20 protein-coding genes are annotated in these 19420 nt (G+C 64.1%); 9 read left to right on the top strand and 11 right to left on the bottom strand.

Translation table 11 applies throughout. The annotated features are described in order from the left end of the window. Positions 1 to 40 precede the first annotated feature (40 nt). The 3 genes from V1290_RS24965 to V1290_RS24955 all read left to right on the top strand — a co-directional run bounded on the left by V1290_RS24965 (position 41) and on the right by V1290_RS24955 (position 2281). A complete protein-coding gene (locus tag V1290_RS24965; RefSeq protein ID WP_334366826.1) occupies positions 41 to 685 on the top strand; it encodes a glutathione S-transferase family protein in 645 nt (214 codons plus the stop codon). A gap of 191 nt (positions 686 to 876) precedes the next feature. Next, the gene (locus V1290_RS24960) at positions 877 to 1050 is read left to right on the top strand and encodes a hypothetical protein (protein WP_176721808.1); all 174 of its coding nucleotides are present in this window, start codon (positions 877 to 879) and stop codon (positions 1048 to 1050) included. Between the two features lie 70 nt (positions 1051 to 1120). Next, the gene (locus V1290_RS24955) at positions 1121 to 2281 is read left to right on the top strand and encodes a PQQ-dependent sugar dehydrogenase (protein WP_334366825.1); all 1161 of its coding nucleotides are present in this window, start codon (positions 1121 to 1123) and stop codon (positions 2279 to 2281) included. A 21-nt stretch (positions 2282 to 2302) separates the two neighbouring features. On the opposite strand, the gene V1290_RS24950 is transcribed toward V1290_RS24955, so the two are convergent. Beyond that, complete coding sequence (locus V1290_RS24950; protein WP_334366824.1) at positions 2303 to 2653, bottom strand: DMT family protein; 351 nt, start codon at positions 2651 to 2653, stop codon at positions 2303 to 2305. Between the two features lie 203 nt (positions 2654 to 2856). Between V1290_RS24950 and V1290_RS24945 the strand changes: the two genes are divergently transcribed. The 3 genes from V1290_RS24945 (at position 2857) to V1290_RS24935 (ending at position 5439) form a co-directional block, all read left to right on the top strand. Continuing rightward, positions 2857 to 3669 (top strand): PAS-domain containing protein, encoded by an 813-nt coding sequence (locus V1290_RS24945; RefSeq protein ID WP_334366823.1) that lies wholly within the window; start codon positions 2857 to 2859, stop codon positions 3667 to 3669. Between the two features lie 105 nt (positions 3670 to 3774). Beyond that, on the top strand, positions 3775 to 4236 hold the full coding sequence (locus V1290_RS24940) for a GNAT family N-acetyltransferase (protein ID WP_334366822.1): 462 nt from the start codon (positions 3775 to 3777) through the stop codon (positions 4234 to 4236). A gap of 264 nt (positions 4237 to 4500) precedes the next feature. Continuing rightward, positions 4501 to 5439, top strand: coding sequence for an aldo/keto reductase (locus V1290_RS24935; RefSeq protein WP_334366821.1), 939 nt, complete (start codon positions 4501 to 4503; stop codon positions 5437 to 5439). 155 nt (positions 5440 to 5594) lie between these two features. Here V1290_RS24935 and V1290_RS24930 read toward each other — a convergent pair whose 3' ends face one another. Then, a complete protein-coding gene (locus tag V1290_RS24930; protein WP_334366820.1) occupies positions 5595 to 6839 on the bottom strand; it encodes a DUF1501 domain-containing protein in 1245 nt (414 codons plus the stop codon). Next, complete coding sequence (locus V1290_RS24925) at positions 6836 to 8401, bottom strand: DUF1800 domain-containing protein (protein ID WP_334366819.1); 1566 nt, start codon at positions 8399 to 8401, stop codon at positions 6836 to 6838. Before V1290_RS24925 ends, V1290_RS24930 begins: the two co-directional genes overlap by 4 nt. Positions 8402 to 8499: 98 nt before the next feature. Between V1290_RS24925 and V1290_RS24920 the strand changes: the two genes are divergently transcribed. From V1290_RS24920 to V1290_RS24910, 3 genes are all read left to right on the top strand, one after another. After that, the gene (locus V1290_RS24920) at positions 8500 to 8703 is read left to right on the top strand and encodes a cysteine-rich CWC family protein (RefSeq protein ID WP_334366818.1); all 204 of its coding nucleotides are present in this window, start codon (positions 8500 to 8502) and stop codon (positions 8701 to 8703) included. After that, on the top strand, positions 8700 to 9386 hold the full coding sequence (locus tag V1290_RS24915) for an HAD family hydrolase (protein ID WP_334366817.1): 687 nt from the start codon (positions 8700 to 8702) through the stop codon (positions 9384 to 9386). The genes V1290_RS24920 and V1290_RS24915 overlap by 4 nt, the downstream gene beginning before the upstream one ends. A gap of 99 nt (positions 9387 to 9485) precedes the next feature. Then, complete coding sequence (locus V1290_RS24910; RefSeq protein WP_334366816.1) at positions 9486 to 9665, top strand: hypothetical protein; 180 nt, start codon at positions 9486 to 9488, stop codon at positions 9663 to 9665. A 147-nt stretch (positions 9666 to 9812) separates the two neighbouring features. On the opposite strand, the gene V1290_RS24905 is transcribed toward V1290_RS24910, so the two are convergent. From V1290_RS24905 to V1290_RS24870, 8 genes are all read right to left on the bottom strand, one after another. Further along, complete coding sequence (locus V1290_RS24905) at positions 9813 to 11057, bottom strand: IS4 family transposase (RefSeq protein WP_334369041.1); 1245 nt, start codon at positions 11055 to 11057, stop codon at positions 9813 to 9815. A 1223-nt stretch (positions 11058 to 12280) separates the two neighbouring features. Beyond that, on the bottom strand, positions 12281 to 12448 hold the full coding sequence (locus V1290_RS24900; protein WP_334366815.1) for a hypothetical protein: 168 nt from the start codon (positions 12446 to 12448) through the stop codon (positions 12281 to 12283). A 119-nt stretch (positions 12449 to 12567) separates the two neighbouring features. Continuing rightward, complete coding sequence (locus V1290_RS24895; RefSeq protein ID WP_334366814.1) at positions 12568 to 13335, bottom strand: DpnI domain-containing protein; 768 nt, start codon at positions 13333 to 13335, stop codon at positions 12568 to 12570. A 195-nt stretch (positions 13336 to 13530) separates the two neighbouring features. Further along, positions 13531 to 16494, bottom strand: coding sequence for an excinuclease ABC subunit UvrB (gene uvrB / locus V1290_RS24890; protein WP_334366813.1), 2964 nt, complete (start codon positions 16492 to 16494; stop codon positions 13531 to 13533). 114 nt (positions 16495 to 16608) lie between these two features. Then, positions 16609 to 16800 (bottom strand): hypothetical protein, encoded by a 192-nt coding sequence (locus tag V1290_RS24885; protein WP_334366812.1) that lies wholly within the window; start codon positions 16798 to 16800, stop codon positions 16609 to 16611. 32 nt (positions 16801 to 16832) lie between these two features. Further along, positions 16833 to 17045, bottom strand: coding sequence for a hypothetical protein (locus V1290_RS24880; protein WP_334366811.1), 213 nt, complete (start codon positions 17043 to 17045; stop codon positions 16833 to 16835). Positions 17046 to 17299: 254 nt separating this feature from the next. Continuing rightward, positions 17300 to 18520, bottom strand: coding sequence for an NAD(P)-binding domain-containing protein (locus V1290_RS24875; RefSeq protein ID WP_028350776.1), 1221 nt, complete (start codon positions 18518 to 18520; stop codon positions 17300 to 17302). Beyond that, the gene (locus V1290_RS24870) at positions 18510 to 19415 is read right to left on the bottom strand and encodes a LysR substrate-binding domain-containing protein (protein WP_334366810.1); all 906 of its coding nucleotides are present in this window, start codon (positions 19413 to 19415) and stop codon (positions 18510 to 18512) included. Before V1290_RS24870 ends, V1290_RS24875 begins: the two co-directional genes overlap by 11 nt. Between the last annotated feature and the right edge of the window lie 5 nt (positions 19416 to 19420).

Below are 19420 nucleotides of genomic sequence, written 5' to 3'. Positions count from 1 at the left end.
TCCCCGCGCGCGCCCCTCGACGTCTGTGAACCCAACGACAATGTACAAGCTCTATTCGATGCAGCGCTCCGGCAACAGCTACAAGGTCCGCCTTGCGCTGGCGCTGCTCAACGCGCCCTATGAGGCAATCGAAGTCGACATTCTCCGCGGCGAAAGCCGCACGCCGGAATTTCTGGAGAAGAACCCGAGCGGGCAGGTGCCGCTGTTGGAAGTCGCCGAAGGACGCTACCTCGCCGAGTCCAACGCCATTCTCTGGTATGTTTGCGGCGGCACGTCACTGGCCCCCGAGTCGCGCGTCGAGCGCGCCGAAGCGCTGCAATGGATGTTCTTCGAACAGCACGCGCTGGAGCCCAATATCGGCGCCGCTTATTTCTGGCTGTCGCTGGTCAAGGGCGGCCGCGACCTGCAGACCCATGCGCTGGAGGACTGGATGGAGCGCGGCTATGCCGCGCTTCAGGTGATGGAAAACCATCTCAAGACCCGCGCCTATTTCGCGGCCGGTCAACTCACGGTCGCCGATATCGCACTGTACGGCTACACCCATGTCGCCGACCGCTGCGACTACGACCTCGCGACCTTCCCCGCCATCCGCGCCTGGCTGCGGCGGGTCGAACAGACGCCCGGCTTCGTAACGATGGACTGGCAGCCGGTCGATGACCAGGCCGACGTCGCCGCCGGCGCATAGCCACCCTCGCTCTTCTCACTTTCGCGCGAGCACCCCGCCAAAAGTTAACAATAGCGGGCATAATGTTAACCTTTGCCGTGATTCTGCCATTTTAAGCGATTGGTCGCCGCAATGTTGCCGGTGATCGCTGCAAGATTTTCCCGACGTCGTGAGTCGCGGGTGATTCGTCCCGCGTTACAAGGATTTAGCCTATGATGCGGTCACCCGGTGCGGTCGGCTTCGAGAGCAGCCGCGCGCCCGTCGCTTCTTCCCGGTTGCTTGGTGCCATCGCCACCTCGCTTGCGATCGGCACGCTATCGCTTTGCCTCGTGGTCACCCTGACGGTGCTATCGATCAAGGCCACCGTCGCGATGCCCATTCCGTGACAGGTCCAGCCTTTTGTTTGCATCATTGGACTAGCGAAGCGCGATGATCAGCATCGCGATGTAGACCAAAATGAAGACACCCGTCGGCCTTGTGACCGTCGCCTTGACGGTAGCGATCCTGCTCGCCGTCTCCTTCCTGATCGCCACCGGCACTCGCGGCGAAGAGCCGGCGTTTGACTCGTCGGCGGGCGAACTCGAGGTGCGCACCATTGCGAGGGGCCTCGTCAATCCGTGGGCGCTGGCATTCCTGCCCAATGGAACGATGCTGGTGACCGAGCGTCCCGGCCGCATGCGCCTCGTCAGCGCGGAGGGCCAGGTTTCGCCGCCGCTCAAGGGCGTGCCTGACGTGTGGGCCTCAGGCCAGGGCGGCCTGCACGATGTCGTCACCGACAAATCCTTTGCGCAGAACCGGACCATCTATTTCTGTTACGCCGAACGGACCGCGGGTGGCGGCCGCACCACGGCTGCGCGCGCGAAACTGAGCGACGACAATGGCCGTCTCGACGAGGTCAAGATCATCTTCCGCCAGCAGGGCCCGCTATCGTCAGGCAATCATTATGGCTGCCGCATCGCGCAGGCCGACGACGGCAATCTGTTCGTGGCGCTCGGCGATCACTTCACCTATCGCGACCAGGCGCAGAATCTCGGCAATCATCTCGGCAAGCTGATCCGCATCGCGCCCGACGGATCGGTACCCCCAGGCAATCCGTTCGCCGGCCGCACTGATGCCAAGCCGGAAATCTGGAGTTACGGGCACCGCAACGTGCAGGCGCTCGCAATCAATCCGGCGAGCGGCGAGCCCTGGGAAATCGAGCACGGACCGCGCGGCGGCGACGAGGTCAATGTCGTCGGCAAGGGCAAGAATTACGGCTGGCCGGTGATCGGCTACGGCATCGATTATTCCGGCGCGAAAATCCACGAGAGCACGGCCAAGGACGGCATGGAGCAGCCGCTCAAATATTGGGTGCCTTCTATCGCGCCGTCAGGCATGGCCTTCTACACCGGAAAGCTGTTTCCGAAATGGAACGGCAGCCTGTTTACCGGCGCGCTGCGCGGCGCAATGTTGGTGCGGCTGACGCTAAACGGCAACGCGGTGACGTCGGAGGAACGCCTGCTGCAGAACCTGCACGAGCGTATCAGGGACGTCCGTCAGGGGCCGGACGGCGCGCTGTGGCTGCTCACAGATAGCTCGAACGGACGGGTATTGCGGGTGGCGCCGGCGGTGAAATGACGACGATCTGAACAAAAGCGCTCACCATTTGTGAAAGATCAAAAACGCGCCGATCGCGATGAAGAGAAAGCCGAGTGCGTGATTCCACCCCAGCGGCTCCTTCAGATAGAGCACCGAGAAGCAGGCGAACACCACCAGCGTGATCACTTCCTGCATGGTCTTGAGCTGCGCCGCCGAGTACACCGCGCTGCCCCAGCGGTTGGCCGGCACCGCCAGCCAGTACTCGATGAAGGCGATCCCCCAGCTCGCCAGCACCACCATTGGCAATGGGCTTTCCTTGAATTTCAGATGGCCGTACCAGGCAAAGGTCATGAAGATGTTGGAAGCAAACAGCATCAGGATCGGCAGCAGCGTCGGCGAAACAGTGGGCATCGATGTCCTCTTGCAAAAATGTCGAGCAGCTCAATGGTCGGGTGCGGTACCACGTTCCTTAACTCGATATCATTTGATTTCAAAAATGCGAAAGTCTTGCGCATGCGAGCAACGCTCTCTTAGGACTGGCGGCAGAAAGGCGTGCACAATCGCAACAATCAGGCATGCTCGCGTCTTATTCCCGGCAAGTAGCGAGAACGGGCATGCAGTTAGACTGGCGCGCAATCTCCGGTCCGGCTCTCACGACAGCGACGGCGATGATCGCCTTCGTTGTCGACCGACACTTCGTTGCAGTCCCCAATCCCGCGCCGCTGTTCGTCTGCATCGTCGCCTTTGCCGCTTCCATCAGCGGCATCGTCTCCGGCATAGCCAGCGCCATCATAGCGGTGGCGTCATCAGCGCTGTTCTTCCTCAACCACCGCGCTACGCCCGGTTACGACATGTCCGACCTGGCGCGCATGCTGCTGCTGGCGGCGACTGCCGGCGGCACCGCGTTGATCACCGGCTTGTTGCGGAAAACATGGGTCGATGCGTTCGCGTGGGAGAAGAAGCATCACGCTACCGCGGAGCGCCTGTCGGCCGCGCTCGATCAGGTCGATATCGGCATCGTGCTGCTCGATTCCGCCACCCGCGCCGAATTCATCAACCGCGCGTTCCGCGATTATTTCAAGCTGTCCGACGAGCAGGCCGACAGCAAGCCGCCCTTCATTGCGCTGATGTATCACGGCCGCGACACCGGCGCCTGGCAACTGCCGGAGGACGAGTTGAGCGCCTTCATTGCCAAGCGCACCGAGATGATACGAACAGGCGATTCCACGCCGATCAACCTCGATCTCGCGGATGGACAGGTGCTGCGCTTCACCTGCACGGCGCTTCCCGACGGCGGACGCATGCTGAGCTACACGCCGGTCACCGACCTCGTTCGCCACACCGACGATCCCGGCAGCGCGGAGTATTATCGCGCGCTGCGCGGCAGCCATCGCAGTCTCGCGAAGCACCTCGGCGCCGCGGAGTAGCGAAGCGATAAGTTGATCGTCTGCTGCCACATCTGTATTAATCAACAGACATCCCTCCTTCCCGTGTCCCTGACGCGCCATCTCTTAACCAAAACGGAATCGCGCATGCCCGGCGACCTCACCATCCGCTTCGTCACCCGCCAGGACTACGCGCAATGGCTACCGCTATGGGACGGCTACAACGCCTTCTATGGCCGTTCGAACGCGACCGCGCTGGCGTCCGAGATCACGGCGATGACATGGGCGCGCTTTTTCGATGCTTATGAGCCGGTGCATGCGCTGGTGGCCGAGAGCGGCGGCGAACTGCTCGGGCTGACGCATTATCTGTTTCACCGTTCTACGACCATGATCGAGCCGAACTGCTACCTGCAGGACCTCTTCACCAGCGCAACAGTGCGCGGCAAGGGCGTCGGCCGTGCGCTCATCGATGGCGTATACGATCAGGCCAGACGCGCAGGATGTTCCCGCGTCTATTGGCAAACGCACGAGACCAACCACACTGCGATGCAGCTCTACGACAAGGTGGCGGACCGCTCCGGCTTCGTCGTGTACCGGAAGATGCTCTGAGGCACGGCTTTCGGCCGGCCTGTGGATAAGTTCTGCCGTCACGCGCGCGTAACAAAGCGCAGCTAGCCTGCCCCTGCGTCTGATCAGGCCCCCCGTCTCAGATCACGCGCCCCAGCGGTCCCCGTCAGTCGCCGCGTCTGACCGGGGCCGCATCTTTTTGTGCCGCATGGCTGCCAAGCGCGGGCGCTGGCCCGCTTTTCTTGCGGGCCGAAGCCACGCGCGCCACAATGCGCCCTCCTCCCGCTCTTCCCACAGGATCGATCCATGCAAATTCGCAACCTCGGCGGCTCCGGCCTGCGTGTTTCCGCCGTCGGCCTCGGCTGCAACAATTTCGGCCAGCGCACCGATCTGGAGACCTCGCGCAAGGTCATCCACAAGGCGATCGACCTCGGCATCACCCTATTCGACACCGCCGACATCTATGCAGGCATGGGCGGCTCCGAGACCGTGCTCGGCACCGTGCTCGGCGACCGCCGCAAGGATATCGTGCTGGCGACGAAGTACGCGAAACCGATGGCGACCGACGGCACCAAGCAGGGCGCCTCGCGCCGCTACATCATGTCCGCGGTCGAGGCCAGCCTGAATCGGCTGAAGACCGATTACATCGATCTCTATCAGCAGCATGAATACGATCCCCTGACGCCGATGGAAGAGACGCTGCGCGCGCTCGACGATCTCGTGCGCCAAGGCAAGGTCCGCTACATCGGCAATTCGAACTTTCCGGCCTGGCGCATCGCGGAGGCCGAAATGATGGCGCGGCAGATGAACGTCAACCGCTTCGTCTCCTGCCAGGATGAATACAGCCTCGTGGTGCGCGGCATCGAGAACGATTTGCTGCCGGCGGCGCAGGAATACAAGCTCGGCCTGCTGCCGTTCTTCCCGCTGGCGAGCGGCCTTCTCACCGGCAAGTACAAGCGCGGCACTGATGCCCCCGCCGACACGCGCTTCGCCAAGGCGCCGGCGCTGAAGGACCGCTACGTCACCGCGCGCAACGAGGATATCGTCGAAAAGCTCCAGACGTTCGCGATGGAGCGCGGCCACACCATGCTCGAACTCGCCTTCTCCTGGCTGGCCCAGCGCCCGCAAGTCGCAAGCGTCATCGCCGGCGCCACCCGCGTCGAACAGGTCGAGCAGAACGTGAAGGCGATCGGCTGGACGCTGAGCGCGGCGGAGATGGCGGAGGTCGATCGGATTACGAATTAGGTCTGGTTCGGTGTCGTCCCTGCGAACGCAGGGACCCATAACCACAAGTGTACGTGGTTATGCCGTGCTGGCTCCCCAGCGTGCTCCAACAATGCCAGCGGTGGTTATGGGTCCCGGCTCAAGGCCGGGACGACACCGTGGGTGGGGCTAGCCTCCTACCCCACCAGCCCCTGCATCGGCTTCACCTTGGCGCTCTCCGGGAACACGCTGTCCGCCAACACCTTCTCAGCCAGCCCGAACTGATCCTTCAGCACGCCTTTCATCACAGCGCGCAGATCGGTGGTCGGCGCGAGGTCGCGGCCCTGATGGAGGCTCGCCGGCTTCAGCCCCGGCCAGTCCGCGATCACCCGCCCGCCGTTCACCGCGCCGCCGGCGAGTAGCGCGACGGTGCCGGTGCCGTGATCCGTGCCTTGCGTGCCGTTGATGCGCGCGGTGCGACCGAACTCGGTCGCGACCACGATCACCGTGTCGCGCCAGCGCGGTCCCAGCGCGGCTTCGAATTCGGCGAGTGCGCCGTCGAGGCCGCCGAGCAGTTGCGCCAGACGGCCGACCGGGCCGCCTTCATTGGCATGCGTGTCCCAGCCGTCGAAGGCGAGTGCGCCGATCCGCGGACCATTGTCGGCCGCCATCAATTGGGCCGCGCCGCGCGCCGCCAGCCGCATCGCGGCCACGCCGCCGGTGCCGGGCTTTGGTTTCATGTCGTCGCCCTGCGCGGCCTTGTCGAGCGCGAGGCCCTGCTTCAGCGCCGAGCCCAGCGCGGCATCGCGGTGAGAATAGAGGTCGAGCAGCCGCATCGCGGTGTCCTCGCTGGCCTGCGGCAACGCGAGCGGCGCCCAGCCGACGGTCGGCGCCGCGCCGCGCAGCACCAGCGGCGTGATCGGGCCGACTGCGAGCCCACTCGTCACCCGCTCGCCCTTCGGCAGACCTTCCAGCGCGCGGTTGAGCCAGCCGGACTGTACCCGGCCGGGGCCCGCAAAGCCGCTTTCGAGCACGTCCTGCCCATCGAAATGCGAACGGTCGCGGTAGGGCGTCGCCACCGCGTGGATCACCGCGGCCTTCTTCTCGCGATACATCCGCGAAAATTCCGGCATCGCCGGATGCAGTGAGAAGAAATTGTCGAGCGGCAGCGCCGCGTTCGATCCGCTCGACGACAACGCGATCGCGCCGTGCAGGCCGGCATAGTCGGGGTCGCCGATTGGTGCGACGGTGGCGAGCCCGTCGAGTGCGCCGCGCAGGATCACGAGCACCAGACGCGGATCGCGGCCGTCGGCCGCGCGCGCGAACTTCGGCAGGTAGGCCCAGGCCGCAAAGGACGCGCCGCCGAGCAGCACGGCCCGCCGCGTCGTCGGCGACGATCGCAGGTCCTCGCAGCAACCCATTGTCGTTTCCATGGACGTCATCTCCTCTGGAATTCCGGCGACATCAACAACAGCGCCAGCGCCTGCTGCCGCGATTCCGCGCGCTCGACGGTCCGCCGTGTCTCCACCGACGCCGTGTCAGCAGCCGCGAGCTCGAGCAGGTCGCGCGGATCGACGCCGTCGGCGAGCCTCGATGCAATCTGGGTAGAGATATCGAGGCGCAGTTTCATGCCCTCCGGCGCCAGCCATGCGGCGTTGGTGTCGGGAAAGCCGTTCGGCCCGGCCGGCGACCATAATGGCTGACCGAGCGCCCTCAGGCCGGCGAGATAGAGGTTGGGATTGTTCGGAATCTGCGCCAGCAGCCGGCCGGCCGCGACGAGAAATTCGTAAGGCGAGCGGATCTTGGTGAGCGGCGCACTCCAGGCCTCGTCGGAATCGACCAGCGCCAGCGCCAGCGCCTTGAGATCGCCGTCGGTTTTCGTGAAGACATCGGCGAGCCGCGCCACCAATGCCTGTGGCGGATCGTCCGCCACGAAATGGCGCGCAAATTTGGTCGCGATGAATTTCGCGGTCGAAGGATGCCGCGCGATATCCGCCAGCACCGCCTCGCCCTGCGCTACGCCTTCGGCATCGTAGACCTTGCCCATCACCCGCTGCGCGCCCGGCTGATGCGCATTGGCATTGAACACGAAGGTGCCGGGCGCGCCGAGCTGGCCCAGCCTTCCCGCATAGGTCCAGCCCGTGATGATGTTCGCCAGCGACGTCACATCGTCCTGCGAATAGCCGCCGCCGACGCCGAGCGTATGCAACTCAAGTATCTCGCGGGCGAGATTTTCATTCAGTCCGCGGTTGCGGTTTTTCCCGGCGCGCGAATCCGGGCCCAGCGATTGCTGGTTATCGAGGAAAAACAGCATCGCCGGATGCTGCTCGACCGCCTTCAGCATATCGGCGAAGCGTCCGAGCACGTGCGGGCGGATCGCCTCGCGCTCGAACGAGCCGGCCCACATCCGCGCCGGCCCGCCCTTGTTGGCGGAAATGCAGAAATGATTCGACCAGAACACGACAAGCCGCTCGGCAAATCCGCCATCGGCGATGACGGCGCGCTGCAGCCGCGCCAGCGCCTCGGCGCGAAAGGTTTTCTGGATGATGTTGAGCGGTTGTGGCGGCGGCTTTGGCGCATTGGGCTGCATCGTTTCCGCCGGTGCCATCGCGCCGGGATTCTCCGCCGGCTTGGCCTGTGACTCCCTGGGTGACTCCTTGGGCGCCATCTCCATGGCGATGCCGTTGAGGGACAGGTTTCGCCGCTGCGCCTTCGCATCTGGTGGCGACGACGCGCCTTCGCCTGCAGCCGGCGGCGCGGCCGATTTGGCAGCCTCGCGGGCCTGCTGGATTTCGAACTGATAGTCGAACACCGCCTTGCCGAGCGCGGGCGTCGACTGCAGCCCCGGCACTTCGAGCAGCACGCGATTGGGACGGCCGAGTTCCGCCTTGACGAAACCGCGCGGATCGGATGCGGCGTCGAGAACATCGCCAGATGCCCCGCCGCGCGCGCCGAAGCCGAAGCGATTGAGCGCAACGAGGGCTGCTTGCGAATCGCGGGCCATCGGATTTCCCTTAGAATTTCCCAAGCGTATAGTGGCGAAGTATAACGCGCCTCAGTGTGAACCCGGGATTAATTCCACGTCAGGATTCAGCCTCGTTGATGACAGATCGTTTGGAAAATGCGCCAGCGCGCCGCCTCGCCTGCACCGGCTGCGGCAACGAATTCGGCTGCAACCTGTCCGGCCCCTGCTGGTGCAACGACGAGACGTTTCGCCTGCCGATGCCGTTGGACGGTAGCGATTGTCTCTGTCCGGAGTGCCTGCGCAAACTCCCTAGCCAGCGCGCCGGCGCGGGTGCGGCGTGATCGGGAAATGGAACGTCAGCGCTGTCCTGCTCGACATGGACGGCACGCTGCTCGACACCGAACGGGTCTATTTCGACAGCCTGGTCGCGGCACTCACCGCGCATGGGTTCACTGACGACGCCGTAACGCTGTGCCAGGCGATGGTCGGCCTGCCCGGGCCGGAATGCGAGGCCATGCTGCTCGCGCGCTACGGGGATGGCTTTCCGCTTGCGGAGGTCTCCCGCGCCTTCGTCAGCAACCGCAATGAAATTCTCGGCGCAGGCTTGCCGCTGAAGAGCGGCGCGATCGAACTCCTGGATGCGCTGCGGGCGGCCGAATGTCCGATGGCGATCGTCACCTCCTCGTCGCTGCGCACGGCGAATGCGCATCTTAAGCTCGCGGGTATCCGCCACCGTTTCGAAACGCTGCTGACCCGCGACGACGTCGCCCGCGGCAAGCCCAATCCCGATCTCTATCTGCTCGCGGCATCGCGGTTCGGCCTGAAGCCGGAGGCTTGCGTGGCCGTGGAGGATTCCAACCACGGCGTGACCGCCGCGCATGCCGCGGGCGCCATTACCATCATGGTGCCCGACATGGTGACGCCGACGGATGAGTCGCGGGCGCGATGCGCGGCGGTGGTGCCGGATCTGAATGCGGTGCTGGCAATGCTGCGCGAGCGTGGCGCGTTAACGCGGAGCCGCTAGCCATAGCACCGCAAGCGGCATGGATTGCGCTGCCGTTCGCCTGCGGAACGATTTCGCCAAGGCCAGCGTTGTGTCTTTCCGTTGATAACGGAGACCATGATGACAAAGACCGCGCCTCCGATTCCCCCGGACAATCGGAGCCCCAAGGGCCCGGGCAGCGCGCCCGACGTGCCCCTCGACACCACCAAAGGCCATCGCGACGACGAGAAGAACAACATTCGCGAACAGGGCGCGCACGGCAATCTGACGCAGAACACCAGCCACCGGCGATCGGGGTAAGGGCCGCCAATCCCTGCTGCATTCTCGATGTCGTCCCTGCGAACGCAGGGACCCATAACCACCGGCAGAAGTTTTACGAATGGCGTCTGCCAAGCAGCCCTATCGAGAGATCACGCGGTATGGGTCCCTGCGTTCGCACTAGGGCATCTACACGCTTGCCGGGCCATATACGAGGAGTTGGAAGCGAGCCATTCCCATGTGGAAGGTGATTGGTCCAGGTGGGCGATGAGAGGCGTAACCGGTCCATCCGCCGAGCTTTGCGATGATCCATGCCGCCCAGGCGACAGTGTTGGGGCGATGGTGGTTCTTCTGGAGCTCGGTGCGGCCTTTCAGGGTTTTGTTGATGGCCTTGAGCGCTTCGATCTCGTCCGGCGTGAACACAAATTCGACCTGCAATTGTTCGCCGCCATTGCGGGCTTGAACGAGCTGGATGACGATACATGCTACTCTGGTGGCGATCGCCACGAGTTTGATCAGGCCTTCAGCGCTGTCGAGCTGACTATCCTCGATGCGCAGACCCTGGCTCTTCAGCGAGCGAAAGAGCTGTTCGATGATCCAGCGCTGCTTGTACCAGGAGACGATCCGCCAGGCATCGGCGGCGGTGACGACCGGATGAGTGGTCAGGAGCAACCAATGAATGGGCTTGGCGCTCTTCGGGGGGTGCAACTCGACGACCTCCACGAAGCTGACTTTGACGCCCCGTGGCAGGTCTTTCACGCCGGGGCGCTGCGGTCGTTTGAGCACAACGGTTCCGAGGCGCATGGAGAGGTGGGCCTGGCGACCGTGGCGATCCATTCGCTTTGGTAGATCGATCACCGCCTTGTCGCAGAAGCGGGCCCGCGCGACCGCCTGATAAAGCGTGCCGCCATCGACCAGCGCATGGTCGTGCATGGCGCGCGACAGGAGGTGGACATTGTCAGCGGGTGTCAGCGACCAGTGAGCAAAGAAATCCCCCTCGCGGTCGTTGACGACGGTGATCATACGAGCAGCGACCAGAACCTCGCAGCCTTGCTTAGCCGTCGTCACCCAGCGCGCCGATTCCTTGTCGGCCAAGGCGCGCTTCTCGTGAGCGATCCTGGCCTTGCGCTTGCGCGTCCACACCTCACCGCCGGTGAGCCCGAGACAGACCCCGCTATCGGCATCGACCGCCATCATGGCATGCAGCAGCACGCCGCGAGCATTGCCTTTGCCGACCTTGCCCAAGTCGCGCCGATGTCCCGGACGAGTGTGGAAGTTGATCTCGCTGGTGTCCTGGATCGACAGCACATGACGCCCGCTGACCGCCATCGACGTCTGCAGGCTCCAGCCTTCAATCAGCTTGTCGATCGTGACTTGCGGATTGTTCACAAACCGCCAGAACGCCATGTTCGCGGCCCAGTTGCCCTGCGCCATCTGGCGCAAACAGACACTGCGCGTGCAAAGCATAGCCCGGAGAAGCGCCGCCCCCTTTTATCGAGGCGAACGTCTCCAAACTTACCCAGGGACAAATCCGGTTCCTGCTGCATCTCTGGCGCTCCTTCGAATCAAAGCGCCAGAGAGAGAATCATACAAAACGCTGCGGCGAACGCACATCATGCCGCCCCGAGTCAATCTGTCGCGTCCCCAAGACGTGTAGATGCCCTAGTGCGAAAGCAGGGACGACAATGAGTGTGCCGCGCGCTCGAACTCGATTTTCAAACAGCCGCCACCCGAGAAGGGCGACCCAGAACCGTAGGATGGGTTTCGCTTCGCTCTACCCATCCTACAAGACACGCCTTCGCACACTCTCGCGGCACGAAGCGCCCGAAGTCATGCGATCGACGATGCCCTCGAAATCGAAGAGGGCGCAGGGAAAGCCGGGTGCCCAAACACCCGCAGTCGTGCGCAAAAATGCACACGGCGGACTGCAGGTGCGCCGGAACACCCGGCCTTCCCTGCGCAATGGTTTTACGGCTTATACCGCGCTCTCCTCGGAGCCGAGTTCCTCTGGCCTCCGTCACTGACGGATTGACGATCGATCTAGACCCGGTTGTGTCAGATCAATCTCCGCCAGCTTGACACCAGCAACGGGTGCCAGGACCACACGGCTTTGCCGTCCGCGGCTTCCTCGACCAGAATGTTTCGATCGGCCCGTATGCTGCCAGACCGAAGTTCTAGTCGAAGCGTTTAAGCGCCGGTCGTCTGCGCGCCGTTCTTTTCGCTCACAGGCCAAAGCCCGCCCCGCGATCAACTTGCGCGCCCGACGCTGCCGCGTCCATCGCATCCCGCGCCCAACGTCCGTGACGATCGCGATACGCCCCTCTAGCGGGTGCGGGATGGCGGGAGTTGTAGGAGTGATTTGGGGTAATCGCGAAGCGGTTTATTTTTGCTGGCAAGACTGGACCAAGCCGTGCCTGATTTGCCCGGCCAGCAGCGCAATCGGTAGTAGTAGTCTCCTGTAAGCGTCGCTTCGGTTCGTCGATTAGTGCCGCGTACAGCCGATGGTGCCGCTGCAATTGGTAACGAATGTGATGATGCTGGCGGTGGCGGTCGGGCGGTAGCTTTCTCCGCCCGTCATTGCGGGGCGATCAAAGCTCGGACCCGGAATCTCGAGATCCCGGGTATGGTCCTTCGGACCATCCCGGAATGACAATGCGTCATTGGTCCGCCGCCAGAAACTCCAACGCCTTCTCTCGGGTCGGAAAGCGACCGAGTTCGCGATAGTCCGGATCGTGTTCCGCCGTTTCTGGCGACCACAGGACGACGAACACCTTGCCCTCTTGCTCAATAAGCGTGGTCAGTTCCTCGCTTTCATACGGTGTCATATCCCGCGCGCCACAATGCGGGCATGTGTCGTCGCACATGCAGGACCATTCATCGGCCCATCGGCGCCTGCAGCGGTCGCACTTGTAGCGATTCAGAAACCATGCCATCGCCGGGCTCCCTAGTGTCGCAAACGATAATTCCCGCGCGAAACGAATTCAATAAACCCGCGATCCCGCAAATATTGAAGCTGCTGCCGTATCTTTGGCCTGACGTTCTGGTTGCCGGGATAGAGATCTCCGAGGTGCCGTTCGAAAGCATAGACCTCGTCAAGGGCGAAGTCCCGCTTGCCAAGCGACTCCACGCACTTCATCACATCCAGCAACCAGCCGCGCGTTTCCGGGGATTCGTTTCTGAGGAAGAGTGTCTTCTGCCAATCGGCGAGGACGAGTTCTTTCGCGCGAACAACGCTGTTCTGGATGATATGTATCTTGCCGGAGTCTGGAATTCGACTAAGCAGGATGTTGGAGCCGATCCAGCCGGCCCGTCGCGCAGTGGGTGCCAGCGGCTTTCGCTCCTCAATGATCTCCCGGACGAAGAAGTGCTTCGGCACGATGAACAGGTTCACGACCGCAAGCGATTTGAGGTCGTAGTTCATCAGAAGCAGATTCGGATTGTTGCTGGCGGCAAGGCGTTCGCACTTGGTCTTGAACGCGCCATCGACGACTCGCGTTCCGAATCTGCCTTTCTGACTTTTGAGTTCGAATTCCTCTTTGCAGGATTGGCAAAAGAAATCGGCGAGAGGGGAGTTGTTGGGAAAGGACGAAATCTTGGCGTTGCCGCAGTGCGGGCAGTAGGCCCAAGCCTTCACCCAAGCTTCTGTCCAGGCGCGGGCGCTTTGCGAGCCGCTTGTGTAGGACAATTGGGACTCTTCAAAGCCGAGTTTCATGAACTCAGCGTATCGCAATTATTTTGAATTGCCAGAGGATCACAATACAACTAACTGCACCGACGACCATTGCGTCATTGCGAGGAGCGCAGCGACGAAGCAATCCAGCGTCAAGGAAAGAAGCTGGATTGCTTCGCTACGCTCGCAATGACGGCTGACCCGCCGCCGCTCATCACATTCATGCGTGGCCAAACCCTACCTCTTCTTCCACCCGCCCCGGTGCCCCGGTGCGCCGCCGCTCGATCGCGGGGCTGGCCCGAACTCCGGGCCTGACTGCCGCGAATCCGTGGGCTGGAAGATCTTGCTGCCGCTGCCGATCTCGAGCTTGCGCGGTTTGGCGCCGCTGGGGCGGTAGGGCAAGGATTCCGGGCCGTGCATTTCGTCGAGATGGGGTTTGTGGACTTTGGAGGTGGAAGAACCGCCGCTGCGGCTCACCCCGCCCCGACCGCCTGCAGCGGTCGACCCTCCCCCTCCAGCGGAGGGTGAAGAGGCGCTGCGCTTCTTCATCGCCGATGTCGGCAGGTTCGCGGCCTCGCCGTACTTCTTCGTTCCGGCATAGGCGCCGGCTTTGCCCTGCACGGCGCGCTGTTTTGCGGTGGGGTCGTCGACCACGGCCATTTCCGTCGCGCGCAGGCGTTTGACTTCGTCGCGGAGTCTGGCGGCTTCCTCGAAGTTCAAATCGGCGGCGGCTTCGCGCATGCGGGTTTCCAGGTCGTTCAACACGGCCTCGAAATTGTGGCCGATTGAGATGACGTCGTCTGCCATGCCGCCGTCGCCGATCTCGACCAGCACGTGATCGCGCTCGTAGACGGAGTTGAGGATGTCGCCGATCGACTTCTTCACGCTTTCCGGCGTGATGCCGTTGGCCGTGTTGTATTCGACCTGCTTTTCGCGGCGCCGGTTGGTTTCGGCGATGGCGCGCTCCATCGAGCCGGTCATCTGGTCGGCGTAGAGGATCACCTTGCCGTCGACGTTGCGCGCGGCGCGGCCGATGGTCTGGATCAGCGAGGTCTCGCTGCGCAGAAAGCCTTCCTTGTCGGCGTCGAGGATCGCGACCAGCGCGCATTCGGGAATGTCGAGGCCCTCGCGCAACAAATTGATGCCGACCAGCGCGTCGAACGCGCCGAGGCGCAAGTCCCGGATGATCTCGATGCGCTCGATGGTGTCGATATCAGAGTGCATGTAGCGCACGCGAATGCCCTGCTCGTGCAAATATTCGGTGAGGTCTTCCGCCATGCGCTTCGTGAGCACCGTAATCAGCGAGCGATAACCCGCGGCAGCGGTCGCGCGCACTTCGCCGACGAGATCGTCGACCTGCGTGCGCGCCGGACGAATGTCGACCGGCGGATCGATCAAGCCCGTGGGACGGATCACCTGCTCGACGAACACGCCGCCGCTTTCGTTCAGCTCCCAGCCGCCGGGTGTCGCCGACACCGCGACCGATTGCGGGCGCATCATGTCCCATTCCTCGAACCGCAGCGGGCGGTTGTCCATGCAGGAGGGCAGCCTGAAACCGTATTCGGCGAGCGTCGCCTTGCGGCGGAAATCGCCGCGGAACATGCCGCCGATCTGCGGCACGGTGACGTGGCTTTCGTCGGCGAACACCAGCGCATTGTCGGGCACGTATTCGAACAGCGTCGGCGGCGGCTCGCCGGGGCGGCGCCCGGTGAGGTAGCGCGAATAGTTCTCGATGCCGGCGCAGCTTCCGGTCGCTTCCATCATTTCCAGGTCGAAGCTGGTGCGCTGCTCCAGCCGCTGCGCTTCCAAGAGGCGCCCCTGGTTGTTGAGCTCGTCGAGCCGCAGCTTCAGTTCACTCTTGATCGACTTGATCGCCTGCACCAGCGTCGGCCGCGGCGTCACATAGTGCGAGTTGGCGTAGATCTTGATGAATTCGAGATCGTCCTGCTTGTGGCCGGTGAGCGGATCGAACTCCTCGATATTTTCGACGGTGTCGCCGAACAGGTTCACGCGCCAGGCGCGGTCCTCATAGTGCGCCGGGAAGATGTCGATGACGTCGCCGCGGACGCGGAACGTGCCGCGGGTGAAATCGGCCTGCGTGCGCTTGTACTGCAGCGCGACGAGGTCGGCGATCAACTGCCGCTGGTCGATGCGCTCGCCCTTCTTCAGCGCAAAGGTCATCGCGGTGTAGGTCTCGACCGAGCCGATACCGTAGATGCACGACACGGACGCCACGATGATGACGTCGTCGCGCTCGAGCAGCGCGCGCGTCGCCGAATGGCGCATGCGGTCGATCTGCTCGTTGATGGACGAATCCTTTTCGATGTAGGTGTCGGTGCGCGGGACGTAAGCCTCGGGCTGGTAGTAGTCGTAGTAGGAGACGAAATACTCGACCGCGTTGTCGGGAAAAAAATTCTTGAACTCGCCATAGAGCTGCGCGGCCAGCGTCTTGTTCGGCGCGAGAATCAGGGCCGGGCGCTGCGTCGCCTCGATCACCTTGGCCATGGTGTAGGTTTTTCCGGAGCCGGTGACGCCGAGCAGCACCTGGGTGCGGTCGTTGCGGTTGATGCCTTCGACCAGTTCGGCGATCGCGGTCGGCTGGTCGCCCTTCGGCTGGTATTCGGATTTGATCTCGAAGCGCACACCGCCTTCGGATTTTTCCGGGCGCGGCGGCCGGTGCGGCGTCCAGACCTTGAGCTGGCCGTTATCGCCGCGAAATTCGGGACGGCCATCGCGGATCAGGCTTTCCAGCGCATCGGCGGTGGCTTTGACGCCGAGCGCTTCCATCTTGTTGCGCGGCGGGCGAGCGAGCGCTTCCTCGTCATCTTCCGCGGTCGGCAGGCCGAGTTGGCGCGCGAGCTCGGGATCGAGGGTCGGGATGGTGGCCGCGGTGCCGTAGTTGGCTTGGGGGGATTCTTCGAGGCCTTGTGGGGATGCATCGCGTTTGCCGACGTCCGCGCTGGTTCCGCGCGTCGAGGCGCGCGCGCGATGCGCCGCGGCCTCGCCGCCGGCGCGGCGATCCCAGGAATTGTCCGGCGGCGGCTGCAGGCCAGTGCCCGAGCCCATGCCGGCATCGCCGCGGTTGAGCGCGGGATTGAGCAGCTCGGCCAGTGCCGGCCCGATCGGCTGCACGTCTGGCCGATGCGCCTTCGATTTGGGGGATTTGCCGGGCTTTTTTGGGGTGTCAGGTTTCTTCGCCATCCGGCGAATATGGGACGAGTCAGCCAGCGAGAAAAGGGCAAACGGCCTTGCGCGCGATACTGCGCTTCGTCATGTCAGCAGATGTCAGCAATGGCGATTCGGAACCGCCGCGCCTTACGCCGTCATCGGGGCCGTCGAGGCATTGACGATCTCCAGATGGATCCCGCCGCAGCGCGTGCATCGCATGGTCCAGTATTCGGCGCCGGCACGGCCGGGAATGATGCGCAGCACCGCGAGCGATGCGCTGCAATCCGGGCAGCTCGAAAGCACCGGCGTCGCTTGCAGGGTCTGTTCGGGCAGGGGCAAAGAGATGCGGCCGGCAGTTCCGCCGGTCGTGCTTACGGATTCGCGAACCGCGGCATGAAACGATCGATATGGGCTTTCGCATCCGTGATCGCCGCTTCCGGATCCGACCAGGCGAAGCCGACTTCGAGGGTCGGAAACGCCAGGCCGTCGATCACCACCGGCTCCTGGTCGGCCCGTTGAATCCTGGCGTGCCATAGCCCTCTCCCTGCTTCGAACGACTGGATTTCAAAGCCGCCATAGATCATGGCGCGTCCCCCGGAATTGCGCATGGCGCAAGCAGAGCACGGCGCGGCGGAGGCAGATGTGAAGCGGTTCACATGTCGCGGAGTTTTTCGGGTGGCACCGCCCGGGCCGGCGTTCCCCGGATGCTGCGCAGCGCGCCGCCCTTGCGGCGTGATGCGCTGCTGTTCCGGGGTCCATCGGTTCGGGCGAGAGTCGTGGGTCCCGGCTCTGCGTCGCGTCACTGCGTGCCGCGCCGCGTCCGGGACAAGAGATTGGCCTAGCGCCGCGCCAAAATATGATCCGCGAGCACCACGGCATCGTCGCCGACGCCTGACAGGAACGAGGAGTTCATCTTCGACAGCCATTGCAGGCCGAGGAAGTACAGGCCGGATACGGCTGAGATGCCATTGCGGTGAACCGCTTCGCCGCGGGCGTCGAGCACCGGGATATCGATCCAGCCGAAATCGACGCCGTAGCCGGTGGCCCAGACGATCGAAGAGATGCCCTCCGCAGCGAGGTCGAGGCGCGTGAGCGGCGCGGTGACACAAGGCGGGTCGGGAAGCGTCGCGCGGGCACCGGGTTCTTCCGGCAGCTCCAGGCGGCGCCGTTTCACATATTCATCGACGGTGTCGAGGAAGGTGGTGAAGGCGATGTCGCCGTCGCCAAGGCTTTTATCGAGGCCAGGTGCGATGTCGAGCACGCCGCCATCGGCGGCGTCGAGACGTCCGAGCAAGATCATGCCGCGGGCAGCGAAGTCGCGGAAATCGATGCTGCGTCCGCCATAGGCGCCCGAAATCACCGGGCCGAGGCGCGCTTGCCCGCGCTCCTCCGGGGTGATCTGGTCGAACTGCATTTCGGCGAGCCACCAGATCAGATCGCGGCTGCGATAGCGGCGCGGCAGGCGGCGATGCCGTCCGACCGAGAGATAGACGCGCCGCCCGGCCTGCAACAATTCCTCGGCGATCTGCGCGCCGGACGCACCGGCGCCGGCCACCAGCACCGCGCCCGGCGGAAGCTGTTCGGGATTCCTGTAGTCGGCGGCACGCACCTGAAACACCGGATGATCGCGCAACAGGTCCGGGATGACGCTGCGCTGATAGGGTCCGGTGGCGACGACGACATTGTCAGCTTCGATCGTGCCATCCGTGGTCTCGGCGATAAAGCGCCCGCCGTCGCGCTGCGACAGCCGCGTCACCGCGACGCCGCAGCGGATCGGCGGCGCGACGAAATCCGCATAGGCCTCGATAAATTTGATGATGGTGGCCGTATCCGAGAACCCATCGGGATCGCTGTGCGGAAACGGAAAGTCCGGCAGCCGCACCGACCAGTTCGGAAACTGGAATATCAATCCGTCCCAGCGTTCGCTGCGCCAGCGTTCGGCGATCCGGTGGCGCTCGAGCACCAGATGCGACAGTCCGCGCTGCTTGAGGCGGTGGCTCATCACGAGGCCGGCCTGGCCGCCGCCAATCACCAGCGTTTCGATCTTCTCATCCGGCATGTCTGTGGCCCCTGCGGCGCGTGGCGGGCTCCGCTGCCGCGCGAACGATCCAGCGCCGGAACGCGGCGAAATCGCGCTGCCCGGTGCTGAAGCCGCGATACACCAGATACCAGCGCATGCCTTTCGGCACACTTAACGCAAACGGCGCGACCAGCCGGCCGGCCGCAAGGTCATCGTCGATATAGGGGCGGATGCCCATGGCGATGCCGAGGCCGTCGACGGCGGCCTGCAGCGCCTGGCCGTAAAACTCGAACTCCGGTCCGCGGGCGCTGATGCGAGCGGTGCCGGCGGCCTCGAGCCATGACGGCCAGTCGTCGGGCGAATGCGCCACCCGCAGCAGCGTCGGCCCCTTCAGGTCGCCGGGACGTTTGAGCGCGCCCGCAAGGCGCGGCGCGCAGACCGGGAGCAGATCGGCCGCAAACAACGGCTCGGCGATCAGGCCGGGCCATTCGCCGTCGCCGAGCTTGATGCCGCAGCTCCAGTCCTCGCCGAACGGCACCGCAGCGCCGCCGGTGGTGATACGGACGTCGATTTCGGGTTCTTCCTTGCGGAAATCCGCCAGCCGCGGGATCAGCCATTTCATCGCAAAGGTCGGCCCGACGCCGATGGTCAGCACGCGCACGCTTGCGGGCGCCGTCACCTGCGCGGTCAGGCTCGCCAGCGCGTCGAAGATCGGCGTCAGCCCGTTCTGATAGGCGCGGCCGGCGGCGGTGGTCACGAGTCGGTTGGCCCTGCGCTCGAACAGCGCCACGCCCAGCCGCTCTTCCAACAGATGCACCATCCGGCTGACGGCGGCGGCGGAAACGTTGAGCTCGGTCCCGGCGGCGGCGAAGCTGCCGGTGCGCGCTGCCGCTTCGAACGCCTTGATGCCGTTGAGAAAGAGCAGCCGCCGCACATGAC

Origin of the sequence: Bradyrhizobium sp. AZCC 1578 (genome assembly GCF_036924675.1) — a bacterium.
GTDB lineage: Bacteria > Pseudomonadota > Alphaproteobacteria > Rhizobiales > Xanthobacteraceae > Bradyrhizobium.
This window is presented reverse-complemented; position numbering and strand designations above follow the sequence as displayed.